Below are 16,788 nucleotides of genomic sequence, written 5' to 3'. Positions count from 1 at the left end.
CCCGGCCGAAGTTCCCGTGCCTCAGCCGGCGAGGGCGTCGCCGACCGCGTCGAGCAACTCGCTGCGGGCCCGCGCCACCCGGGAGCGGATCGTGCCCACCGGCACCCCCTCCACCGCCGCCGCCTCCGCGTACGACAGGCCGAGCACCTGGGTGAGGACGAACGCGCCGCGCCGCTCCGGGGCGAGCCGGCGGACCAGGTCGGTCGCGCCCAGGTGCCCGGACGGGTCGGGGTGCGGGTCGTCGGTGTGCGCGTGCGCGGCCAGCCGGTCGTCGAGCCGGCGTCGCCGGACCACGGTCCGGAGGTGGTCGGCGCAGGCCCGGCGGGCGATGCCGAGCAGCCAGGTACGCGCGCTGGAGCGGCCCTGGAACGACGGCAGCGCGCGCAACGCCCGCAGGTACGTCTCCTGGGTCAGGTCGTCCGCGCTGTCCGGATCGACCAGGGCGGCGGCGAACCGCCACACCTCGGCCTGGGTGAGGCGGACGAAGGCGGCCTGGGCCGCCGGGTCACCGCTGCGGGCGGCCAGCGCCCACCGGGTGGCGGCCTCCCGGGCGTCGGCGAGCGCGGCCTCGGCACCCGTGCTGCCGCCGAACGCGGCGTCGGCCGGACCGCCGATGGTGGCGCTGGTGCCAGCCGGACCGCCGACAGCGCGGCCGGCGCCGGTGGGGCGGGCGTCGGCCGCAGCGCCGTCGGTGCGGCCGGCGCCGGTGGGGTCACGTGGTGCGGGGATCACGACTGCCCAGCGTACGCGGCCCGCAGGCGTGGCACAGGGCCCTTGGCCCCTTGAATCTGTTCCGCGTCCACCGGGAACTTTTCCGCCGTCCCGTCCGACCACCTCCGCATGGAGCGGGACGACATGCCTGCGGCGGTGCTCCGGTGACCGGGGCTCGCCAGCAGCGGCCTCCGTCGGCGAGCATGGCCGGCATGACTGCCGTCCACCGTCGCCCCCCGTCGGCTCCCGCCGCCGGCCGCCGGGCCGCCCACCCGAGCGCCGCCGGCCCGGTGGCCGCCCGCGGCTGGGCCGCCCGCCTGGCCACCACCGTCGGCCTCCTCGTCGCCCTGCTCACCCTGCTGGTCGCCCCGGCCACCCCGGCGAGCGCCCACGCGGTGCTGCAGAGCAGCAGTCCCGCCGCCTCCGCCGTGGTCCCCACCGCGCCGGCCGAGGTGGTGCTCACCTTCAGCGAACCGGTCCGCAAGGTCACCGACCGGATCAGGCTCATCGCCCCCGACGGCTCGCGGGTCGACCGGGGCGAGCCCCGGTTCGACGGGACCGTGGTCACGATCCCGGTCGCCCAGGACGCCGGGCAGGGCACCTACCTGCTGAGCTACCGGGTGATCTCCGCCGACAGCCACCCGGTCTCCGGCGCGTTCACCTACTCGGTCGGCGCGCCGTCGGAGCCCCCCACGGACACCGGCGCGGACAGCCGGGCCGACCCGGTGGTGGAGACCGCCGTCAAGGTGGGCAAGTTCGTCGGGTACGCCGGCCTGCTGCTGCTGGTCGGGGCGACGCTGGTGCTCGTCGCGCTCTGGCCGTCCCGGCTGTCCCGCCAGGGGCCGAGCCGGGTGGCCTGGATCGGGATGGGGCTGGTGGTCCTCGCCACGGTGGCCGCGATCTGGCTCCAGGTGCCGTACACCGCCGGGGGTGGGGTCCTCGACGTCAGCGGGGAGGGGCTGGGCAGCGTCCTGGGCAGCGGCTTCGGCACCGCGCACCTGGTCCGGCTGGGCCTGCTCGCGGCGGCGGCCTTCCTGCTGCGGCCCCTGCTCGCCGGCCAGGCGGGCCGGACCGACACGATCATCCTGGTCGTGCTGGGTGCCGCGACGCTGTTCACCTGGCCGCTGGCCGGGCACGCGGCGGCCTCGCCCGCTCCGGCCGTCTCGGTCGCCGTCGACGCGGTCCATCTGGGCAGCATGGCGGTCTGGCTGGGCGGCCTGGTGATGCTCGCCGGCTTCCTGCTGCGCCGGGCCGACGAGCGGGAACTGGGCGCGATCCTGCCCATCTGGTCCCGCTGGGCGGCGCTGGCCGTGGCGGCGCTGCTGCTCGCCGGCACGGTCCAGGCGCTGATCGAGGTGGCCACCGTCGACGGGCTGCTCAACACCACGTACGGGCAACTGGTGATCGCCAAGATCGTGCTGTTCACGCTGGTGATCGGGGTGGCTGCGGTCTCCCGGCACCTGGTGCGCCAGCGGACGGCGGCCCAGCGGCCGACCCGGGTCCGCCGGCTGATCATGGCCGAACTGGCGATCACGGCGGTGGTCCTCGGGGTCTCCGCCACACTGGTACAGACCCCGCCGGCCCGCACGGCGGTCGCCGACGAGGTCGGCTCCACGGAGAACTTCTTCCGGACCACGCTGACCAGTTCGATCTACTCGCTCCAGGTGGAGATGTCCCCGGCCCGGCGGGGCAACAACACCCTGCACCTGTACGCGTACACGCCGGACAACCGGCCGCAGCCGGTCGAGGAGTGGCGGGTGACCGCCGCCCTGCCCTCGGCCGGCGTCGAGCCGATCGAGTTCCCGCTGCTGCCGCTGACCGACAACCACGCGACCAGCGAGATCAGTCTCCCCGCCGCCGGGGAGTGGCAGTTCCGCTTCACCGTCCGTACGTCCGACATCGACCAGGCCACGGTGACCGCCACCGTGTCGATCAAGTAGGGCCTCCGGGTCCGCCCAGCAGGAAGGTTCCACCGATGATCCGTCCCCGGCGTACCGCCACCGCCGTCGTGCTCGCGCTCGGCGCCACCGCCGCCCTGGTGCTCGGCCTCGCCGCGCCCGCCGCCGCGCACGTCACGATCAACCCGGACGAGGCGACACAGGGCGGCTACGGCCGGTTCGCGTTCCGGGTGCCGAACGAGAGCGACTCGGCGAACACCGTGAAGGTCGAGGTGACCCTGCCGGAGGACGCGCCGGTCGGCTCGGTGTCGACGATGCCGGTGGCGGGCTGGACGGTGGCGGTGGAGCGGCGCGCGGTCGACCCGCCGGTGGAGGTGCACGGCAGCCAGCTCACCGAGGTGGTGTCGAAGCTGACCTGGACGGCCGCCGAGGGTGGCGGGGTCAAGCCCGGCGAGTTCCAGGAGTTCCCGGTCTCGATGGGGCCGCTGCCGCAGGTCGACACGATGGTCTTCCGGACGTTGCAGACCTACTCCGACGGCAACGTCCAGCGCTGGATCGAGCCGCCGGCCCCCGGCGGCGAGGAGCCGCAGGACCCCGCCCCGGTGCTGCAGCTGACCGCCGCCGACGCCGCGCCCTCGGCGGCACCCACCGCCGCCAGCGGTGACGACGCCGCCGACGACGCCGACGAGGACCGGGCCGAGGGCTCCGGCACCGCGACCGGGCTCGGGGTCGCCGGGCTGGTCGCCGGCCTGGCCGGGCTGGTCCTGGGCGGGCTGGCGTTCGCGCGTACCCGCCGGGGGACCACGCCGACGTCCTGATCGCCCCCGTTCACCGGCCCGTCGGAGCGCTCCGACGGGCCGGTGGCGTTTCGCCCTTTCTTGGCCCTGATATCCGCTGTTTGTTCCCTTTGCCTGGGTAAGGTCGGCCGGGTACCTGGCCACGGAGGGGGACGGAACGGATGCGGTTCGTGCGGGCGATCGTCGGAGTGCTGCTGCTGCTCGTCGGGATCCCGGCCACGCTCGCCGGGGGCGCGCTCGGCCTCCTCGCCCGGCACGCCGATTCCGACGGCGCGTTCACCGCCGGCTTCGAGCCGGTCCGCACCGAGGGCCACGCCGTGGTCGTCACCGACCTGGCCGCCCTGCTGCGCGCCGAGGTGCCGCCGGCCCGGATCGGGGGCAGCCGGGTCCGCCTGGAGGCCGCCACCCCGGACGGCGCGGCCTTCGTCGGCCTCGCCCCGACCGACGAGGTACGCCGCTGGCTGGCCCCGGTCCCGCACGCCACGGTCGGCCGGCTGGCGCTGGCCCGGGGTCCGCTGCCGGTACGCCTCGACCCGGCCGGCCCGCCCGCCGGCCCCACCGCCGCGCCGACCGTCCCGGGCGGTGCCGCCACCCCGCCGTCCGCGCCGGGTGGCCCGCCCGCCCCGCCCTCCGTGCCCGTCGGCCCACCCGCCCCGCCCGGTACCCCCACCACGCCGTCGGCCCCGGCCGGGCCGCCGCCGGTCGGCGACGTGCCGACCGGCCCACCCCCCGCCCGGGTGCCGGCCCCACCCCCGACCGGTGCCGGTGCCTCCGCCGCCACGCCGGTGCCCGGTGTCGTGCTCGCCGCCTCGCCGACCGCTGGCCCGGTGCCGGCGATGCCGCCGGGCAGCGGCCCGGTGTCGGCGATGCCGCCGGGCAGCGGCCCGGTGTCGGCGACGTCGTCGGGTAGTGGCCCGGTGTCGGAAGCGTCCCCGGGCAGTGGGCTCGTGCCGGTGGTGTCGTCGGGTAGTGGCCTGGTGCCGGCGGCGTCGTCGGGCGGGGGGCCGGTGCGGGCCGTGTCGTCCGCCGTCGCACCGGGGCTCCCCGGCGGCCAGGACTTCTGGCTGCGCGGCGGGGTCGGCGCGCTGGAGTGGCGCCCCGAGGACCTCGCCGGCCGCCCGGTGAGCCTGGTCGTGATGCGCCCCGACGGCCAGCCCGACCTGGCGCTGGAACTGCGGGCCCGGTGGGCCGCCTCGTGGCTGCCGACGGTCACCTGGGGGCTGCTGGCCACCGGTGTGCTCCTGGTGGCGCTGGCCGTGCTGATCCTGCTGCGGCCGGTACGACCCCGTGAGGTGGTCTTCGTGGTCGAGCCCGACCAGGTGCCGGTGCTCGCCGGCCGGCTCGGCGTGACCTCGCTCAGCGGGCTCGGCGCCCCGCCGGAGCCGGACCGGCACTACAGCACGCTGGAGTTGCCGCCGGACGCGGTGGCGTCGGCGACCCACCCCGGCCCGGTCCTGTCCTGGCCGCCGCCCGGCCCGGAGGGCACACCCCCGCCGGTCCGCCTCCCCGGCCACCTGCGGCCCGCCGTCCCGCCCGACGAGTGACCCCCGCCGGGGCGGCCCGGCCGGCGACAACGCCGTCGGCGGTGGTGGCCACCGTGACAGGGGTGGCCCCGTGACGGCCGTGGCCCCGGGACAGCGGTAGCCCCGGGAGACGGCGGTGGCCCTCCGTGCTGCCGATACGGAGGGCCACCTGCACCGGGGGATCGGTGCCGCCTACAGGGGGGGACATGCGTACTTGAGACTAGATTAGCGGCAAAGAAGGCTACTCGCGACTTCTGTCCATTTGATGCGAATTTCGGCCCGTCGTCCGGACCGGCAGGACCGCCAGCAGGAGCAGGCTGAGCAGCACGTACGGGTTGCGGACGACGAAGTCGAGCGGCGAGTCGGTACGGACCGGAGAGACCCCCCAGTCCTGGAAGGTCACCACCCCGTACGTGATCAACAGCGTCGTCCCGACGGCCAGGGCGCCGTACCACCACCGTCGGCGTCGGCCCTCCGTCGTCCCCGGGTCGGCGCTCAGCGCCGCGTCCACCAGCACCACCACCGCCGGCACGAACCAGTAGATGTGGTGGGTCCAGGTGATCGGGCTGACCAGGGCGGCGACCAGCCCGGTCAGGGTCAGCCCGGTGAGGTGCTCCCCGGCGCGGGCCGCCCGCGTCGCCCGCCAGAGCCCGTACCCGGCGACCACCGCGACCAGCAGCAGCCACAGGAGCTGGTTCGGCCGTTCGGGCGCGGTGAACCGGCTGAGCAGACCGAACAGTGACTGGTTGCCGGTGTAGTCGGTGCGCCCGACCCGCTCGGTGGACCACAGCTCGTGGGTCCAGAACCGCCACGAGTCGCGCGGCGCGACCGCCGCCGCCAGCAGGGTCGCCAGCGCGGCGGTCCCGCTGGCCACCGCCGCCGCCCGCCACCGCCGGGTGGCCAGCAGGTACACGATGAAGATGCCCGGGAAGAGCTTCAGCGCCGCCGCCAGGCCGACCCCCACCCCGGCCCAGCGCGACCCCCGGGGTACGGCGAAGAGCAGGTCGGCCAGGATCAGCACGACCAGGAGCATGTTGATCTGGCCGAAGGTGATGGTCTCCCGGGTGCTCTCCACGGCGAGCACCAGCAGCACCGCCACCGTGACGGTGAACACCCGGGGCAGGCCGTGCCGCTCGACCAGCGGCAGGAGCAGCCAGCGGGTGGTCACCACCACCCCGAGCAGGGTCAGCCCCGTGAAGATCAGCTCGGTCACGCCGAGCGGTAGCAACGCGAAGGGCCGCAGCAGCAGCGCGGCGAAGGGCGGGTAGGTGAAGTACAGCTCGCCCTGGACCCGGTCCGGCTGGACGTAGTCGTAGAGCGGTTGACCGGACGCCCACCAGTCCATCGCCCGCATGTAGATCTTCAGGTCGAAGAAGTCGTGCACCCGCCCGGGCAGGTAGAGCGCGGGTACCACGGCGGCCAGGGCGACCACCGCGACCACCCGACGGATCCGACGGCTGCCGGCATCCTCCCCGGTCGGAGCGGGTGGCGCGACTGATTCGGCTGGCACGGGGGAAACCCTAGCGGGCCAAGGTGGCCAAGGTGCGCAGGCGCGGGTGTGACGATGCCGCGTAGGCTGTGGCCGTGGCTGACCTCCTCGTCTGGATCGACTGTGAGATGACCGGGCTCGACCTCGGCCGGGACAAGCTGATCGAGGTGGCCGCGCTCGTCACCGATCCCGACCTCAACGTGCTCGGCGAGGGGGTCGACGTGGTCGTCCACGCCGACGACGAGGCGCTGGCGGCGATGCCCGAGATCGTCCGGACGATGCACGCCAAGTCCGGGCTCACCGAGGAGGCCCGCCGCTCCACCATCACCCTGGCCGAGGCCGAGGAGATGGTGCTCGACTACGTCACCCGGCACGTCAAGGATCCGCGTACCGCGCCGCTGTGCGGCAACTCGATCGCCACCGACCGGGGCTTCATCGCCCGGGACATGCCCCGGCTCGACGCCCACCTGCACTACCGCATGATCGACGTCTCCTCGATCAAGGAACTCTGCCGGCGCTGGTACCCCCGGGTGTACTTCGGCCAGCCGCAGAAGGGCCTGGCCCACCGGGCGCTGGCCGACATCCGGGAGAGCATCCGCGAGCTGGAGTACTACCGGCGGACGGTCTTCGTGCCGTTGCCCGGCCCCGACGTGGACACCGCCAAGTCCATCGCCGCCACGCTGTAGCGCGGCCGGCCTCTCCCGCGACCGGCCGACAAGACGTCGGCGGCCGGTGGGTGCCGGCGGCCGGTGGGGAACCCGGTGGACGCCGACGGCCCCGGTGTGGCTATTATTAGTGCGCTCCGCCCGGCTGGGCGGACATGGTGGCTGTAGCTCAGTTGGCAGAGCACCGGGTTGTGGTCCCGGTTGTCGTGGGTTCAATTCCCATCAGTCACCCCAGGCAACACCCCAGTTCAGGGCCGGTCTCCCACCGGCCCTGACGTGTATCCGGGGGGCAGGTAGGGGAACGCGGCCCCCGTGGGCCGGTGCCGGTGCTAGCGTCCGGCTAGGAGCCCCGCCCACGGAAGGAGCTGGTCATGGCCGACCTCACCGTGTTCGGTACCGGCAACATGGGCCAGGCGATCGCCGGGCTCGGCAGCAGGGCCGGCCGTGCCGTCGAGCTGATCGGCCACGACGACACCGGCACGACGGTCTCCGGTGACCTGGTCGTCCTCGCCGTGCCGTACCCGGCCGTGGCGGAGATCATCGAGCAGCGCCGGGACCAGTTCGGCGGCCGGATCGTCGTGGACATCACCAACCCGATCGACTTCGAGACCTTCGACCGTCTGGTCGTGCCGCCGGACTCGTCGGCGGCGGCGCAGATCGCCGCCCGGCTGCCGGACTCCCGGGTGCTCAAGGCGTTCAACACCACCTTCGCCGGTACCCTCGCCGCCGGCACGGTCGGCCCGCTGCCGACCACCGTCCTCGTCGCCGGGGACGACGGCGACGCCAAGGCGAACCTCGTCGACCTGGTCACCGGTGCCGGCCTGCGCGCCGTCGACGCCGGGCCGCTGCACCGGGCCCGGGAACTGGAGGCGATGGCGTTCCTCCAGATCGGCCTCGCCTCGGCCGGCGCGGTCCCGTGGACCGGCGGCTTCGGCGTGGTGGCCTGAGCCCGCCGGTTGCTGGGTGGTGGCCGGCGGGCGGGCGGCTCAGCCCTCGGTGGTGTCGGCGGCCGGCTCGTACGGCAGGGCGCTGCCCTTGACGTACTCATCCCAGCTCATCGCCCACTCCGTCCAGCCGTTGCCGACCTGGAGCTTGCGCTCGGTGCCCTTGACCGTGATCGGGTCCCCGACCCGGGTGTTCGTGAACAGCCAGGCCCCGTTCGCCATCGAGACGTTCACGCAGCCGTGGGAGACGTTGGTGCGCCCCTGCTGCCCCTCCGACCACGGGGCGGCGTGGATGAACTCCCCACCGTAGGTGAGCCGCTGGGCGTAGTCGATCTTCGTCCGGTACCCGTCCTCGGGGCCCAGCTCGTCGTAGGTGTCGAAGACCGTCTTGCGCAGCTTCTCCATCACCACCATCGTGCCGCTGGACGACGGGGTGCTCTTCTTGCCCAGGCTCACCGGGATGGTCTTGACCACCTCACCGTCCCGGGTCACCGTCATTCGCTTGGACTTGTTGTCCACCGTCATCCGCAGGTCCCGGCCGACCTCGACGTCCACCGTCAGGTCGTTGCGGCCGTACCAGCCACCGCCCAGGGGCAGCCCCCCGGCCTGTACCCGGTACGAGACCTTGGTCCCCGACTGCCAGAACTCCTTGGGCCGGTACCGGACCTCGGTGGGGCTGACCCACCGCCAGATCCCCTCCTGGGCGGGCTCGGAGGTGACCGTCATCCGGCGCTGCACCTCGGCCCGCCGGTCCTGGGGGATGTCCCGGCCGAACGTCACGATCAGGGGCATGCCCACCCCGACCACCTGGTCGTCGCCGAGGAAACTGGAGATCCGCACCTGCTTGCCGGGCTTGGCCATGGTGGTGAAGGTGCTGGTCACCGTCGCCGGCCGCCCGTCGTCGCCGGTCGCGGTCACGGTCGCGGTGTACGTCTCGCCGTACTCCAGCGCGCCGGCGGGCAGCCAGCTCGCCCCGTCGGCGGCCAGCGTGCCCTCGACGGCCGCGCCGGACGAGTCGGCCAGCTCGACCGTCGTCTCCGTCGCCTGCTCGGTGTCGAAGACGATCGCGGTCGACGCCGGCACGTCCTTCGCGTCGGCCTGTGGCTCGGTGATGACGGCCGACGCCTTCGGCGGGTTCTCGGCGGGGGCGCCCGGTGCGCCGGGCGCGCCACCGGTGCCGTTCCCGCTGCCCCCGCCGGTGCTGGTGCAGGCCCCGGTCAGCGCCAGCACCGCGACGAGCGCGCCCGCCGCGAGCACGCGGCGTCGCCCACCGCGCCCGGTGCCGGCGTACCGGATCGACTGGTCCTGGCTGGCTCGCATGCTTACCTCACTGTCCTGGCCCGACTGCCCATCGTCTCTCACTGACGCACGGGACCCGGTGCCGGTTGCCGGGGGTGAACCGGAACACCTCAGCAGTATGACCGATTCACCAAAAGATCCACCTTTTGTGATCGGCGCTCGCGTACCCGCCGCCGCAGGGGCCGGCATCCCCGAGCCGGTGTCACCCCGAGCCGGTGTCACCCCGAGCCGGTGTCACCCGGACACCCGGTCCGCCCGGTACTCCCTATCCGTTGCCCGATCCCGGCCGCCCGGAAACGACGGTGACCTCCGGTGCGCCGGGAGCGCGCCGGAGGTCACCGATGCGGTACGTCACGCGGGCGGGGCGGGGATACCGGTCACCGGGGTCCCCGCCGCCCGCCGTGTCACAGGGCGAGAGCGGCCTCGGCGCCACCCTCCGGCACCGGCAGGGCGCTGCCCTCGACGAACTCGGACCACTCCAGGTTCCAGGCGGTCCAGCCGTTGCCGGCGGCCAGCTTGCGCTCGGTGCCCTTGATGGTGATCGGGTCGCCGACCCGGGTCCGCTCGAAGAGCCACTTGGCGTTCTGGGTGGAGACGTTGACGCAGCCGTGCGACACGTTGCGCTGACCCTGGTGCTGCACCGACCAGGGCGCGGCGTGGATGTACTCGCCGCCCCAGGTGATCCGCTGGGCGAACTCGATGTCGGTGACGTACCGGTTCTCGGGGTTCGGGTCGTCGCGGGTGTCGAAGACGGTCGCCGCCTTCTTCTCCATCACCACCATGGTGCCGCTGGACGACGGGGTGCTCTTCTTGCCCAGGCTGACCGGCATCGTCTTGATGACCTGGCCGTCCTCGTACACCGTCATCTGCTTGGTGGCGTTGTCGACCTTCATCTCGAAGGCGCGGCCGATCTTCGCGGTGGCCTTCCGGTCGACGTTGCCGTACTTGCCGTTGCTCAGCGGGATGCCGGCCAGGGCGATCCGGACCGAGAGCGTGGTGCCCGGCTTCCAGTACTCCGGGGCCCGGTAGTACGCCTGGGTGCCGTTGGAGACCCAGTGCCAGGCGCCCGGCTGCGGCGGGTCGGTCTGGACGAACATCCGCTTCTGCACCGCCGCCCGGTCCTTCTTCGGGATGCCCGGGTGGAACTCGGCGACGACCGGCATGGCCACCCCGTACGACCGGTCGTCGAAGAGGTAGAGCCCCGAGGTGATCATCGAGCCGGGCTTGGCCATCGTGGTGAAAGTGCTACTGCCCTGCTGGGCGCCCCCGTCCGGGCCGGTGCCGGTGACCGTGGCCGTGTACTTCGTGCCGTACTTCAGCGGCTCCGCCGGCACCCAGGACGACCCGTCGGCCCGCACCGTACCCGCGACCGCCTTGCCGTTGGCGGTGGTCAGGGTGACCTCGGTGATCTTGCCGCCCTCGGGCAGCTTCGCGCCGATCTCGGTGCTGACCGGCCGGTCCTTCGCCCCGTCGGCGGGCGTGACCTTCAGAGTGGGCAGGGACGACGACTCACCTGGCGCGGCCGAGACGCCCCCCACCGAACTGCCCGGTGTCGGTGTCCCCCCGACGACGAACTCCGCCTGCTCTCCGCTGCTGCTGCAGCCGCTCAGCGCCACCGCCGCCGTCAGGGCCAGCGCGCCCACGAGCGCTCCGGCCCGCGTGAAACTGCCCATTCCCACCTCAGTTCTCACGGTCCTGGCACACATCGTGCCGTATCGGGGTGGCCCCCCGGACCCGGGACCCGAGAGAGCCGAGATCTTCGCGGCTTTTGTCCGTTAAGCTCGCCCGAAGGGGTGAGGGGGGTATCGGATTGGAACGCCTCTCAGGGCCCGTGCTAATGTTCTCCCCGTTGCCAACGAGCGCCGCTAGCTCAACTGGCAGAGCAGCGGACTCTTAATCCGCGGGTTCGGGGTTCGAGTCCCTGGCGGCGCACTAGCAATAATGGCTCTGGCCTGGGGTTTCACCCTGGGTCAGGGCCTTCTTCATCTCCCCGCCGATGGTCCGGTGCTCGATGGGTGCTCGGGAGCCGTTGGACGGTCGCGGGTTCCGGTGGACGGGTGGCGTGATGGAGGACGTTCGGGCCGGTGGTGGCGGTGATGTCACCCTGGGCGGGCTGCGGGGAGTCCGCATCACGTCGCCGTCCTGGTGCCCCTACGCTTGCGGCATGAGGGAACCCAGCGCGGATCGGGCCTATGCCACGCCAGACGACCTCCCGATCTCGGCCGTGCTGCCCGAGTTGCTGCGGAGCGTGCGGGAGGGCCAGGTCGTCTACCTCAGTGAGCAGGACGAGCCGGTGGCCGCCGTTGTTCCGCTGGAAGTTGCGAGGGCAGGGCTCGCGGCCCTGGGCAGGTCCGATGAGGGAACTCGGTGACGGCACGGGCTACTCGGTGCCGATGAATCGGTCCGCGGCGATCCCGGCCGTGATACCTGACGAGATCCGTTCCGACGTGGAGACGCTGTGGCGCTACCACGACCTGGGCCACCAGCTACGTCGGTGTGACGTGGGCATCGGGTTGGGCAGTCACGACCTCGGTGTGGCGGTGGCCGCGACCCGCCTGTTCCACGAGGGTCTGTTCCCGTGGATCGTGTTCACCGGCGCGAACGCTCCGACGACGGTCGAGCGGTTCCCGCGCGGTGAGGCCGTGCACTACCGGGAGTACGCGGTCGAGCATGGCGTTCCGGCGGACTCGATCCTCGTGGAGCCGCGGGCGACGAACACGGCGCAGAATCTCGACTACTCGCGCCGCCTGCTGGCGGAACGCCAGATTCCGGTGCGTTCGGTGTTGCTCATGTCGCGGCCGTACCAGCAGCGTCGGGCGTTCGCCACCTGCAAGCTGATGTGGCCGGACGTTGAGGTGGTGTGCGCGTCGAACCCGTTGGGGCTCGACGAGTACGTGCGCAGCATCGGTGATGTGCGGCGGGTGGTGGACATGCTGGTGGGGGACACGCAGCGGATCGAGGTGTACGCCGAACGCGGGTTCGCGGTTCCGCAGGAGGTGCCCGACGAGGTTCGGTCGGCCTTCGGCCGTCTGGTGGCGGCGGGTTACACGAGCCGGCTCGTCTGAGCTGATTCGGTTTACCAGCGGGGTCCGCCTGGTCGGATGCCCATTCGTTCGCTGAGTTCGACGGCCGGCCGGGGTGGCCGAGGGCGGGTGAGGATCTCTCGAATCAGGTCGCGGGAGAGTCGGTGGTAGCGCACCTGATCGGGGCCGATGACCTCGGCGTCGAGGAGGGCGGCCAGCGCTTCGTCGATGCGGTTCCAGCGGGCGAGTGCGCGTGCGGTTTCGATGGCGTGCCGGACCTGCCGTTCGACCGGAAGTGCTGTGGTGTCGAGCGGCGCGCCGATGGTGATGGCGCGTTGCACGTCGCCGAGTTCCATGGCCACGGTCGTTTTGTGGATCGACACGTTGGTCGGTCCGAAGGCGGTCCACACGTGGTTTCCGTCGGTGCCGAGCCTGGTGGCCGCGGTGTCGGCTTCGGTGATGTGGCTGTTGGCGCAGGATCGGTCGTCTTCACGCGCGGCGGCGAGTGCGCATACCAGGTGCAGGCTGCCGTAGACGGAGAGTAGTTGCGGTGTGGGCATGGCCAGTCGTGGTTCGAGGAACCGGGCGGCGGTGGCGGCGAGGCCACGCGCTTGGGCGTACTCGCCGATGGAGATCAGGGAGTGCGCGGCCGATCGGCTGAGTGAGCCGATGACCACGTGGTCCTCGCTGTTGTTCGCTGCGGCCAGGCCTCGGCTGGCGGCCGTCCAGGCCAGGTCGCCTTCGCCGAGCTTGGTGAGGAACAGGGCGGCGAGTTGGTGGGCGTAGGCGGTCATCGCGTGGGCGCGTTGGCCGTCGTCTCCGTCGTAGGCCTCAGTGGCGGTGAGGCAGTCGTGGATGAGGTGCGGAAGCCGGCGGGCGAGGGTGCCGTATCGCGAGTGCTGGTAGGCGTTCCAGATCGTGGCTACATCGTTCTCGAGTTCGGTCAGGGCAGGCGCGTCTACGGCGGCAGGGTTGGCCAGGGCGGGCGCGAGATGCCGATAGTCGTGGAGCGCTGCACGCAGGGCGGGGATGGTCTCGCGGCCTGAGTCGTCGGACCACTGGAACAGGCTCGGGGCACCTATCAGGTCTCCGAGGGAGATGTCGAGAGCCTTGGCGATCGCGCGGATGACCGAGAGCCGGTCCAGGTCGGCACGGTTCGTCTCGACCTTGCGCAGCCATTCGTGGGTCTTCCCCACCAGGCCGGCGAGCACCTCCTGTGAGAGTCCTCTGCGGCGTCGGTAGAAGGCAACGCGTTGGCCGATCGTCATGTCGTCTGTCATTCCTCGCACAGCATCACCTTGCCCGCTGATGCCATCCGGACCCGGTACAGATTTTCCCGGTTCTTCGTCCAGGTGGCTCCTACCTTCGATGGCATCAGATCACCGATGTGAGCTGACAGTCGATATCCGTAACGACGCAGCCATGATCTTCCGATTGGGGGAATCGATGACCAACGAGCAGGGGTACGGACCGATGCGTCCGCCCGGGTCGCTGTGCAGGGCTGAGTCGTACGGAATGAGGAATCCCCGTCTGCGTACCGCCGAGAGGGCTGCGTGGGCGGGTGGGCGGCGGTCTGCTCCCAGCCGCCGGCCGGCGGCGGTGGGCTCGCCTCGCCAGTGGCGGGCCCACCGCCGTCCGGGAACAGGCAGGGTGAAGGAGCGGGCCGGGTGGAGGAGCGGGCGTGACCGTGTACGTCTCCAGCTACGCGAGAACTGGTCAGCCGGGACTGCCCGGCTCGCTGGTGCCTGCGCCTGCGGTGCCGGTGGCGGCGGTGGATCCGCCGTTGTTCACCTACGCCTGGCGTCGGTTCTTCGACCACCGGAGCCGACTGCAGGATCACCGGTGAAGGCCGACGAGCCCGGGTCCGGCGGGAATGCGGGCGAGAACGGTGATCGGGTGGAGCATGTGCCGTCCCGTCCGCGGTGGCACTGCCGCGCCTGCGGCCATGCCTGGCCCTGCATCCCGGCGCGGGACTCGCTTCTTGTCGAGTACGCAGGTAGCCGGGTGGCGTTGTCGCTGTACCTGTCGGCGTGTCTGCACGATGCGATCGACGATCTGCGTGATCTCGACGCGAGGAGTACGGGCGGTTGTGGGGGAGTGTTCGACCGGTTCCTCGGCTGGACGCATCGGTATCCCGCCCTTCAGCGGCCGACCATCGGCCCTTCATCACGTTCGGAGGAGGCGGGAACGTGAGCGGTATCGGGGTGATCGCCGCGAGTGGTCAACCGGCGATCGCGCAGACGTTCCACACCCTGGTGGTGCAGCCGACGAGTTTCTGCAATCTGGACTGCGCCTACTGCTACCTGCCGGACCGTAGGTCCCGGCGTCTGATGACCGCGCGGGTCGCGGATGCCTGTGCCGGTGCGATCGAGGCGCAGGGCAGCGGTTACCCGGTCAGCGTGGTTTGGCATGGGGGTGAGCCCACCGCCACGCCGATCGGTCATTTCCTGGATCTGCTGGCCCCGTTCGAGTCGCTGCGGCAGGCGGGGCGGATGGGTCACGAGATCCAGACCAACGCCACCCTGGTCGACCGGCGCTGGTGTGAGGTGTTCGCCGAGTACGGGTTCACGGTCGGGGTGAGTGTCGACGGGCCCGCCGCGTTGAACCGTAACCGGCTGGATCGTGCGGGCAGGTCGACGCACGGCCGCACGATGCGCGGTGTCCAGGCGCTCGCCGACGCCGGGTTGGAGTACTCGGTGATCTGCGTCGTCACGCCGGAGAGCATCGACCACGTCGACGATCTCGTTGACTTCTTCGCCGGGTTGCCGGGGTGCCGGTCGGTGGGCTTCAACATCGAGGAGCAGGAGGGCGCCGTCCGGTTGCCCGTGGGCGAGGATTTCGCGTACCGGTTCTGGCGGCGGCTCGTGCAGCGCCGCACGGCCGGCGAGCGGCTGCGGATCCGCGATCTGGACCGGTTGGCCGACTACCTGGCCGCTGCCCGCGCCGGGAGGGTCGAGCACGGGCCGTACGAACCGATCCCGACGGTCTCCTGGGACGGTCAGGTCGTGCTCCTGTCCCCGGAACTGCTCGGCATCACCGACGCCGGCTATGGGGATTTCGTCGTGGGCAACGTCCTTGCGGAGCCGATCACCGTCATGCTGTCCCGGGCTGGCGGTCTGCGCTATGTCACCGAGTTCGTCGACGCGCTCAACGACTGCTCCGCACGGTGTGGGTTCTACGACTTCTGCCGTGGCGGTCAGGCCGGCAACCGCTACTTCGAGCACCGCACCTTCACCGTCCGGGAGACGAACTACTGCCGCACCACCCGTCAGGCCCTGGTCCGCGCCACCGCAGACCACCTCAACGATCTGGGAGGAACACCATGAACCACGCTCTCGCCGTTCTCGTCGACGCCGCGCCGGAACACCTCGCCTGCCTCCGTGTCGAGCCGTGCCGGGCGGTACCGTCGGTCGACGCGGGGAAGTTCGACAATCGGCCCACGTGGGACAACCGGGGCTCGTTCGACAGTCGGCCCGGCTGGGACAACTGGAACAAGAAGAAGTGACCCAGGCTTTCCTGGGCAGGAGCGGTGGTGTGCGGGGCGGTCGACCCGCCCTGCCCGTGATCAGGGAGAGGACGCATGCGGACCAGCGCAGTCGGTGACGTGACGATCCTGCTCCCGGACCTCGACCCCGCCGACCTCGACCCGACCACCGACCTGAACGACAACCTGAACGACAACCTGAGCGACACCCTCGTCGAGAACGCCTCCTGGCGGAGCGCCGTTCTTGACGACGTGCCGGTGCGGGGCAGCCGGATCGTCGGTACGGATCTCAGCGAGAGCGTCTGGGAGGCGGGCTCCCTATTCGGTTGCGAGATCGTCCGTACCGACTTCTCCGGGGCGTCCCTGTCGGGTGTGGCCGTGGAGCGCTGTGTGGTCACCGGCTCTCGGTTCACCGGTGCCCGGCTCACCGATCTCCGCCTCAAGGACGTTCTCTTCGAGGGTTGCCGCTTCGACTACGCCACCTTCACCCGGGTCGCCGCCACCGGGGCGGTGGCGTTCGTCGACTGCATCCTGACCGACGCCACCTGGTCCTCCTGCCGCCTGCCCAAGGTGGTGCTGAGGTCGTGTCGGCTGGACCGCCTCGAACTGGAGTCCTGCCAGCTCACCGGTGCCGACCTGCGCGGCAACTCTTTCCACGACCTGAAGACCACCCTCGGCAACTTGCGTGGCGTCACCCTCAGCGACGAGCAGCTCCCCGACCTCACCCGCCTGGCTGTCGAGGAACTCGGCCTAACCATCCGGGGACAGTGACGTCTCGGTAGGGCATGTCAGCACAGGCGACCTGCCACGCTGCCCAGCACACCAACAACGCACTCGCACACCGTGCCAGAGCGGTAATACGCCTGCCCTGCTGCCAGCCAGCCGGGCGGCATCAGTAAGCAGATCAGGAGACGGATTTCATCGTGGCCTATCGACCGGGGCCGAACAACCTGTT

General features: G+C 71.9%; 17 protein-coding genes and 2 tRNA genes. 14 read left to right on the top strand and 5 right to left on the bottom strand.

The annotated features are described in order from the left end of the window. Positions 1–21: 21 nt before the first annotated feature. The gene (locus AWW66_RS06615) at positions 22–525 is read right to left on the bottom strand and encodes a sigma-70 family RNA polymerase sigma factor (RefSeq protein WP_211271856.1); all 504 of its coding nucleotides are present in this window, start codon (positions 523–525) and stop codon (positions 22–24) included. Positions 526–923: 398 nt separating this feature from the next. Between AWW66_RS06615 and AWW66_RS34785 the strand changes: the two genes are divergently transcribed. From AWW66_RS34785 to AWW66_RS36320, 3 genes are all read left to right on the top strand, one after another. Then, positions 924–2,651 (top strand): copper resistance CopC/CopD family protein, encoded by a 1,728-nt coding sequence (locus AWW66_RS34785; protein ID WP_211271853.1) that lies wholly within the window; start codon positions 924–926, stop codon positions 2,649–2,651. A gap of 35 nt (positions 2,652–2,686) precedes the next feature. After that, entirely contained in the window at positions 2,687–3,427 is a 741-nt protein-coding gene (locus AWW66_RS06605; RefSeq protein WP_067361247.1) for a YcnI family copper-binding membrane protein, read from the top strand. 140 nt (positions 3,428–3,567) lie between these two features. Continuing rightward, positions 3,568–4,950 carry a hypothetical protein gene (locus AWW66_RS36320; RefSeq protein ID WP_396890679.1) on the top strand — a complete coding sequence of 461 codons (1,383 nt, stop codon included), beginning with the start codon at positions 3,568–3,570 and terminating at the stop codon, positions 4,948–4,950. 220 nt (positions 4,951–5,170) lie between these two features. Here AWW66_RS36320 and AWW66_RS06595 read toward each other — a convergent pair whose 3' ends face one another. Continuing rightward, on the bottom strand, positions 5,171–6,439 hold the full coding sequence (locus AWW66_RS06595; protein ID WP_067361244.1) for a glycosyltransferase family 87 protein: 1,269 nt from the start codon (positions 6,437–6,439) through the stop codon (positions 5,171–5,173). A 68-nt stretch (positions 6,440–6,507) separates the two neighbouring features. Here AWW66_RS06595 and orn point away from each other — a divergent pair, with 68 nt between their 5' ends. From orn to AWW66_RS06580, 3 genes are all read left to right on the top strand, one after another. Further along, on the top strand, positions 6,508–7,104 hold the full coding sequence (gene orn / locus AWW66_RS06590) for an oligoribonuclease (protein ID WP_083978277.1): 597 nt from the start codon (positions 6,508–6,510) through the stop codon (positions 7,102–7,104). Positions 7,105–7,241: 137 nt separating this feature from the next. Then, positions 7,242–7,317: transfer RNA gene (locus AWW66_RS06585), tRNA-His, on the top strand. A 137-nt stretch (positions 7,318–7,454) separates the two neighbouring features. Continuing rightward, on the top strand, positions 7,455–8,030 hold the full coding sequence (locus AWW66_RS06580) for an NADPH-dependent F420 reductase (RefSeq protein ID WP_067361241.1): 576 nt from the start codon (positions 7,455–7,457) through the stop codon (positions 8,028–8,030). A gap of 39 nt (positions 8,031–8,069) precedes the next feature. On the opposite strand, the gene AWW66_RS06575 is transcribed toward AWW66_RS06580, so the two are convergent. Beyond that, the gene (locus AWW66_RS06575) at positions 8,070–9,347 is read right to left on the bottom strand and encodes a L,D-transpeptidase (RefSeq protein WP_067361238.1); all 1,278 of its coding nucleotides are present in this window, start codon (positions 9,345–9,347) and stop codon (positions 8,070–8,072) included. 383 nt (positions 9,348–9,730) lie between these two features. Continuing rightward, on the bottom strand, positions 9,731–10,999 hold the full coding sequence (locus tag AWW66_RS06570; protein WP_067361235.1) for a L,D-transpeptidase: 1,269 nt from the start codon (positions 10,997–10,999) through the stop codon (positions 9,731–9,733). Between the two features lie 186 nt (positions 11,000–11,185). On the opposite strand from AWW66_RS06570, the gene AWW66_RS06565 reads away from it, so the two are divergent. The 3 genes from AWW66_RS06565 to AWW66_RS06555 all read left to right on the top strand — a co-directional run bounded on the left by AWW66_RS06565 (position 11,186) and on the right by AWW66_RS06555 (position 12,391). After that, a tRNA-Lys gene (locus AWW66_RS06565) sits at positions 11,186–11,258 on the top strand. A gap of 232 nt (positions 11,259–11,490) precedes the next feature. Continuing rightward, a complete protein-coding gene (locus AWW66_RS34245) occupies positions 11,491–11,697 on the top strand; it encodes a hypothetical protein (protein WP_169807062.1) in 207 nt (68 codons plus the stop codon). Between the two features lie 16 nt (positions 11,698–11,713). Continuing rightward, positions 11,714–12,391, top strand: a complete 678-nt coding sequence (locus AWW66_RS06555) for a YdcF family protein (protein WP_211271855.1) — start codon at positions 11,714–11,716, stop codon at positions 12,389–12,391. A gap of 11 nt (positions 12,392–12,402) precedes the next feature. Here AWW66_RS06555 and AWW66_RS06550 read toward each other — a convergent pair whose 3' ends face one another. Then, a complete protein-coding gene (locus AWW66_RS06550) occupies positions 12,403–13,629 on the bottom strand; it encodes a helix-turn-helix domain-containing protein (RefSeq protein ID WP_211271852.1) in 1,227 nt (408 codons plus the stop codon). 401 nt (positions 13,630–14,030) lie between these two features. Between AWW66_RS06550 and amcA (AWW66_RS33440) the strand changes: the two genes are divergently transcribed. The 5 genes from amcA (AWW66_RS33440) to AWW66_RS06535 all read left to right on the top strand — a co-directional run bounded on the left by amcA (AWW66_RS33440) (position 14,031) and on the right by AWW66_RS06535 (position 16,604). Then, positions 14,031–14,195 (top strand): multiple cyclophane-containing RiPP AmcA, encoded by a 165-nt coding sequence (amcA, locus tag AWW66_RS33440; RefSeq protein ID WP_157527212.1) that lies wholly within the window; start codon positions 14,031–14,033, stop codon positions 14,193–14,195. After that, positions 14,192–14,542, top strand: coding sequence for a hypothetical protein (locus AWW66_RS32445; RefSeq protein WP_342671913.1), 351 nt, complete (start codon positions 14,192–14,194; stop codon positions 14,540–14,542). Before amcA (AWW66_RS33440) ends, AWW66_RS32445 begins: the two co-directional genes overlap by 4 nt. Then, the gene (gene amcB / locus AWW66_RS06545; protein WP_067361226.1) at positions 14,539–15,675 is read left to right on the top strand and encodes a cyclophane-forming radical SAM peptide maturase AmcB; all 1,137 of its coding nucleotides are present in this window, start codon (positions 14,539–14,541) and stop codon (positions 15,673–15,675) included. The genes AWW66_RS32445 and amcB overlap by 4 nt, the downstream gene beginning before the upstream one ends. Then, complete coding sequence (gene amcA, locus AWW66_RS06540; RefSeq protein WP_067361222.1) at positions 15,672–15,854, top strand: multiple cyclophane-containing RiPP AmcA; 183 nt, start codon at positions 15,672–15,674, stop codon at positions 15,852–15,854. Before amcB ends, amcA (AWW66_RS06540) begins: the two co-directional genes overlap by 4 nt. Before the next feature lie 75 nt (positions 15,855–15,929). Then, positions 15,930–16,604 carry a pentapeptide repeat-containing protein gene (locus AWW66_RS06535; RefSeq protein ID WP_067361218.1) on the top strand — a complete coding sequence of 225 codons (675 nt, stop codon included), beginning with the start codon at positions 15,930–15,932 and terminating at the stop codon, positions 16,602–16,604. Positions 16,605–16,788: the final 184 nt, after the last annotated feature.

It is taken from the genome of Micromonospora rosaria (genome assembly GCF_001567585.1).
Taxonomy (GTDB): Bacteria; Actinomycetota; Actinomycetes; order Mycobacteriales; family Micromonosporaceae; genus Micromonospora; species Micromonospora rosaria.
Note: the sequence above shows the minus strand (reverse complement) of the source record. Positions and strands in the feature narration are given on the sequence as shown.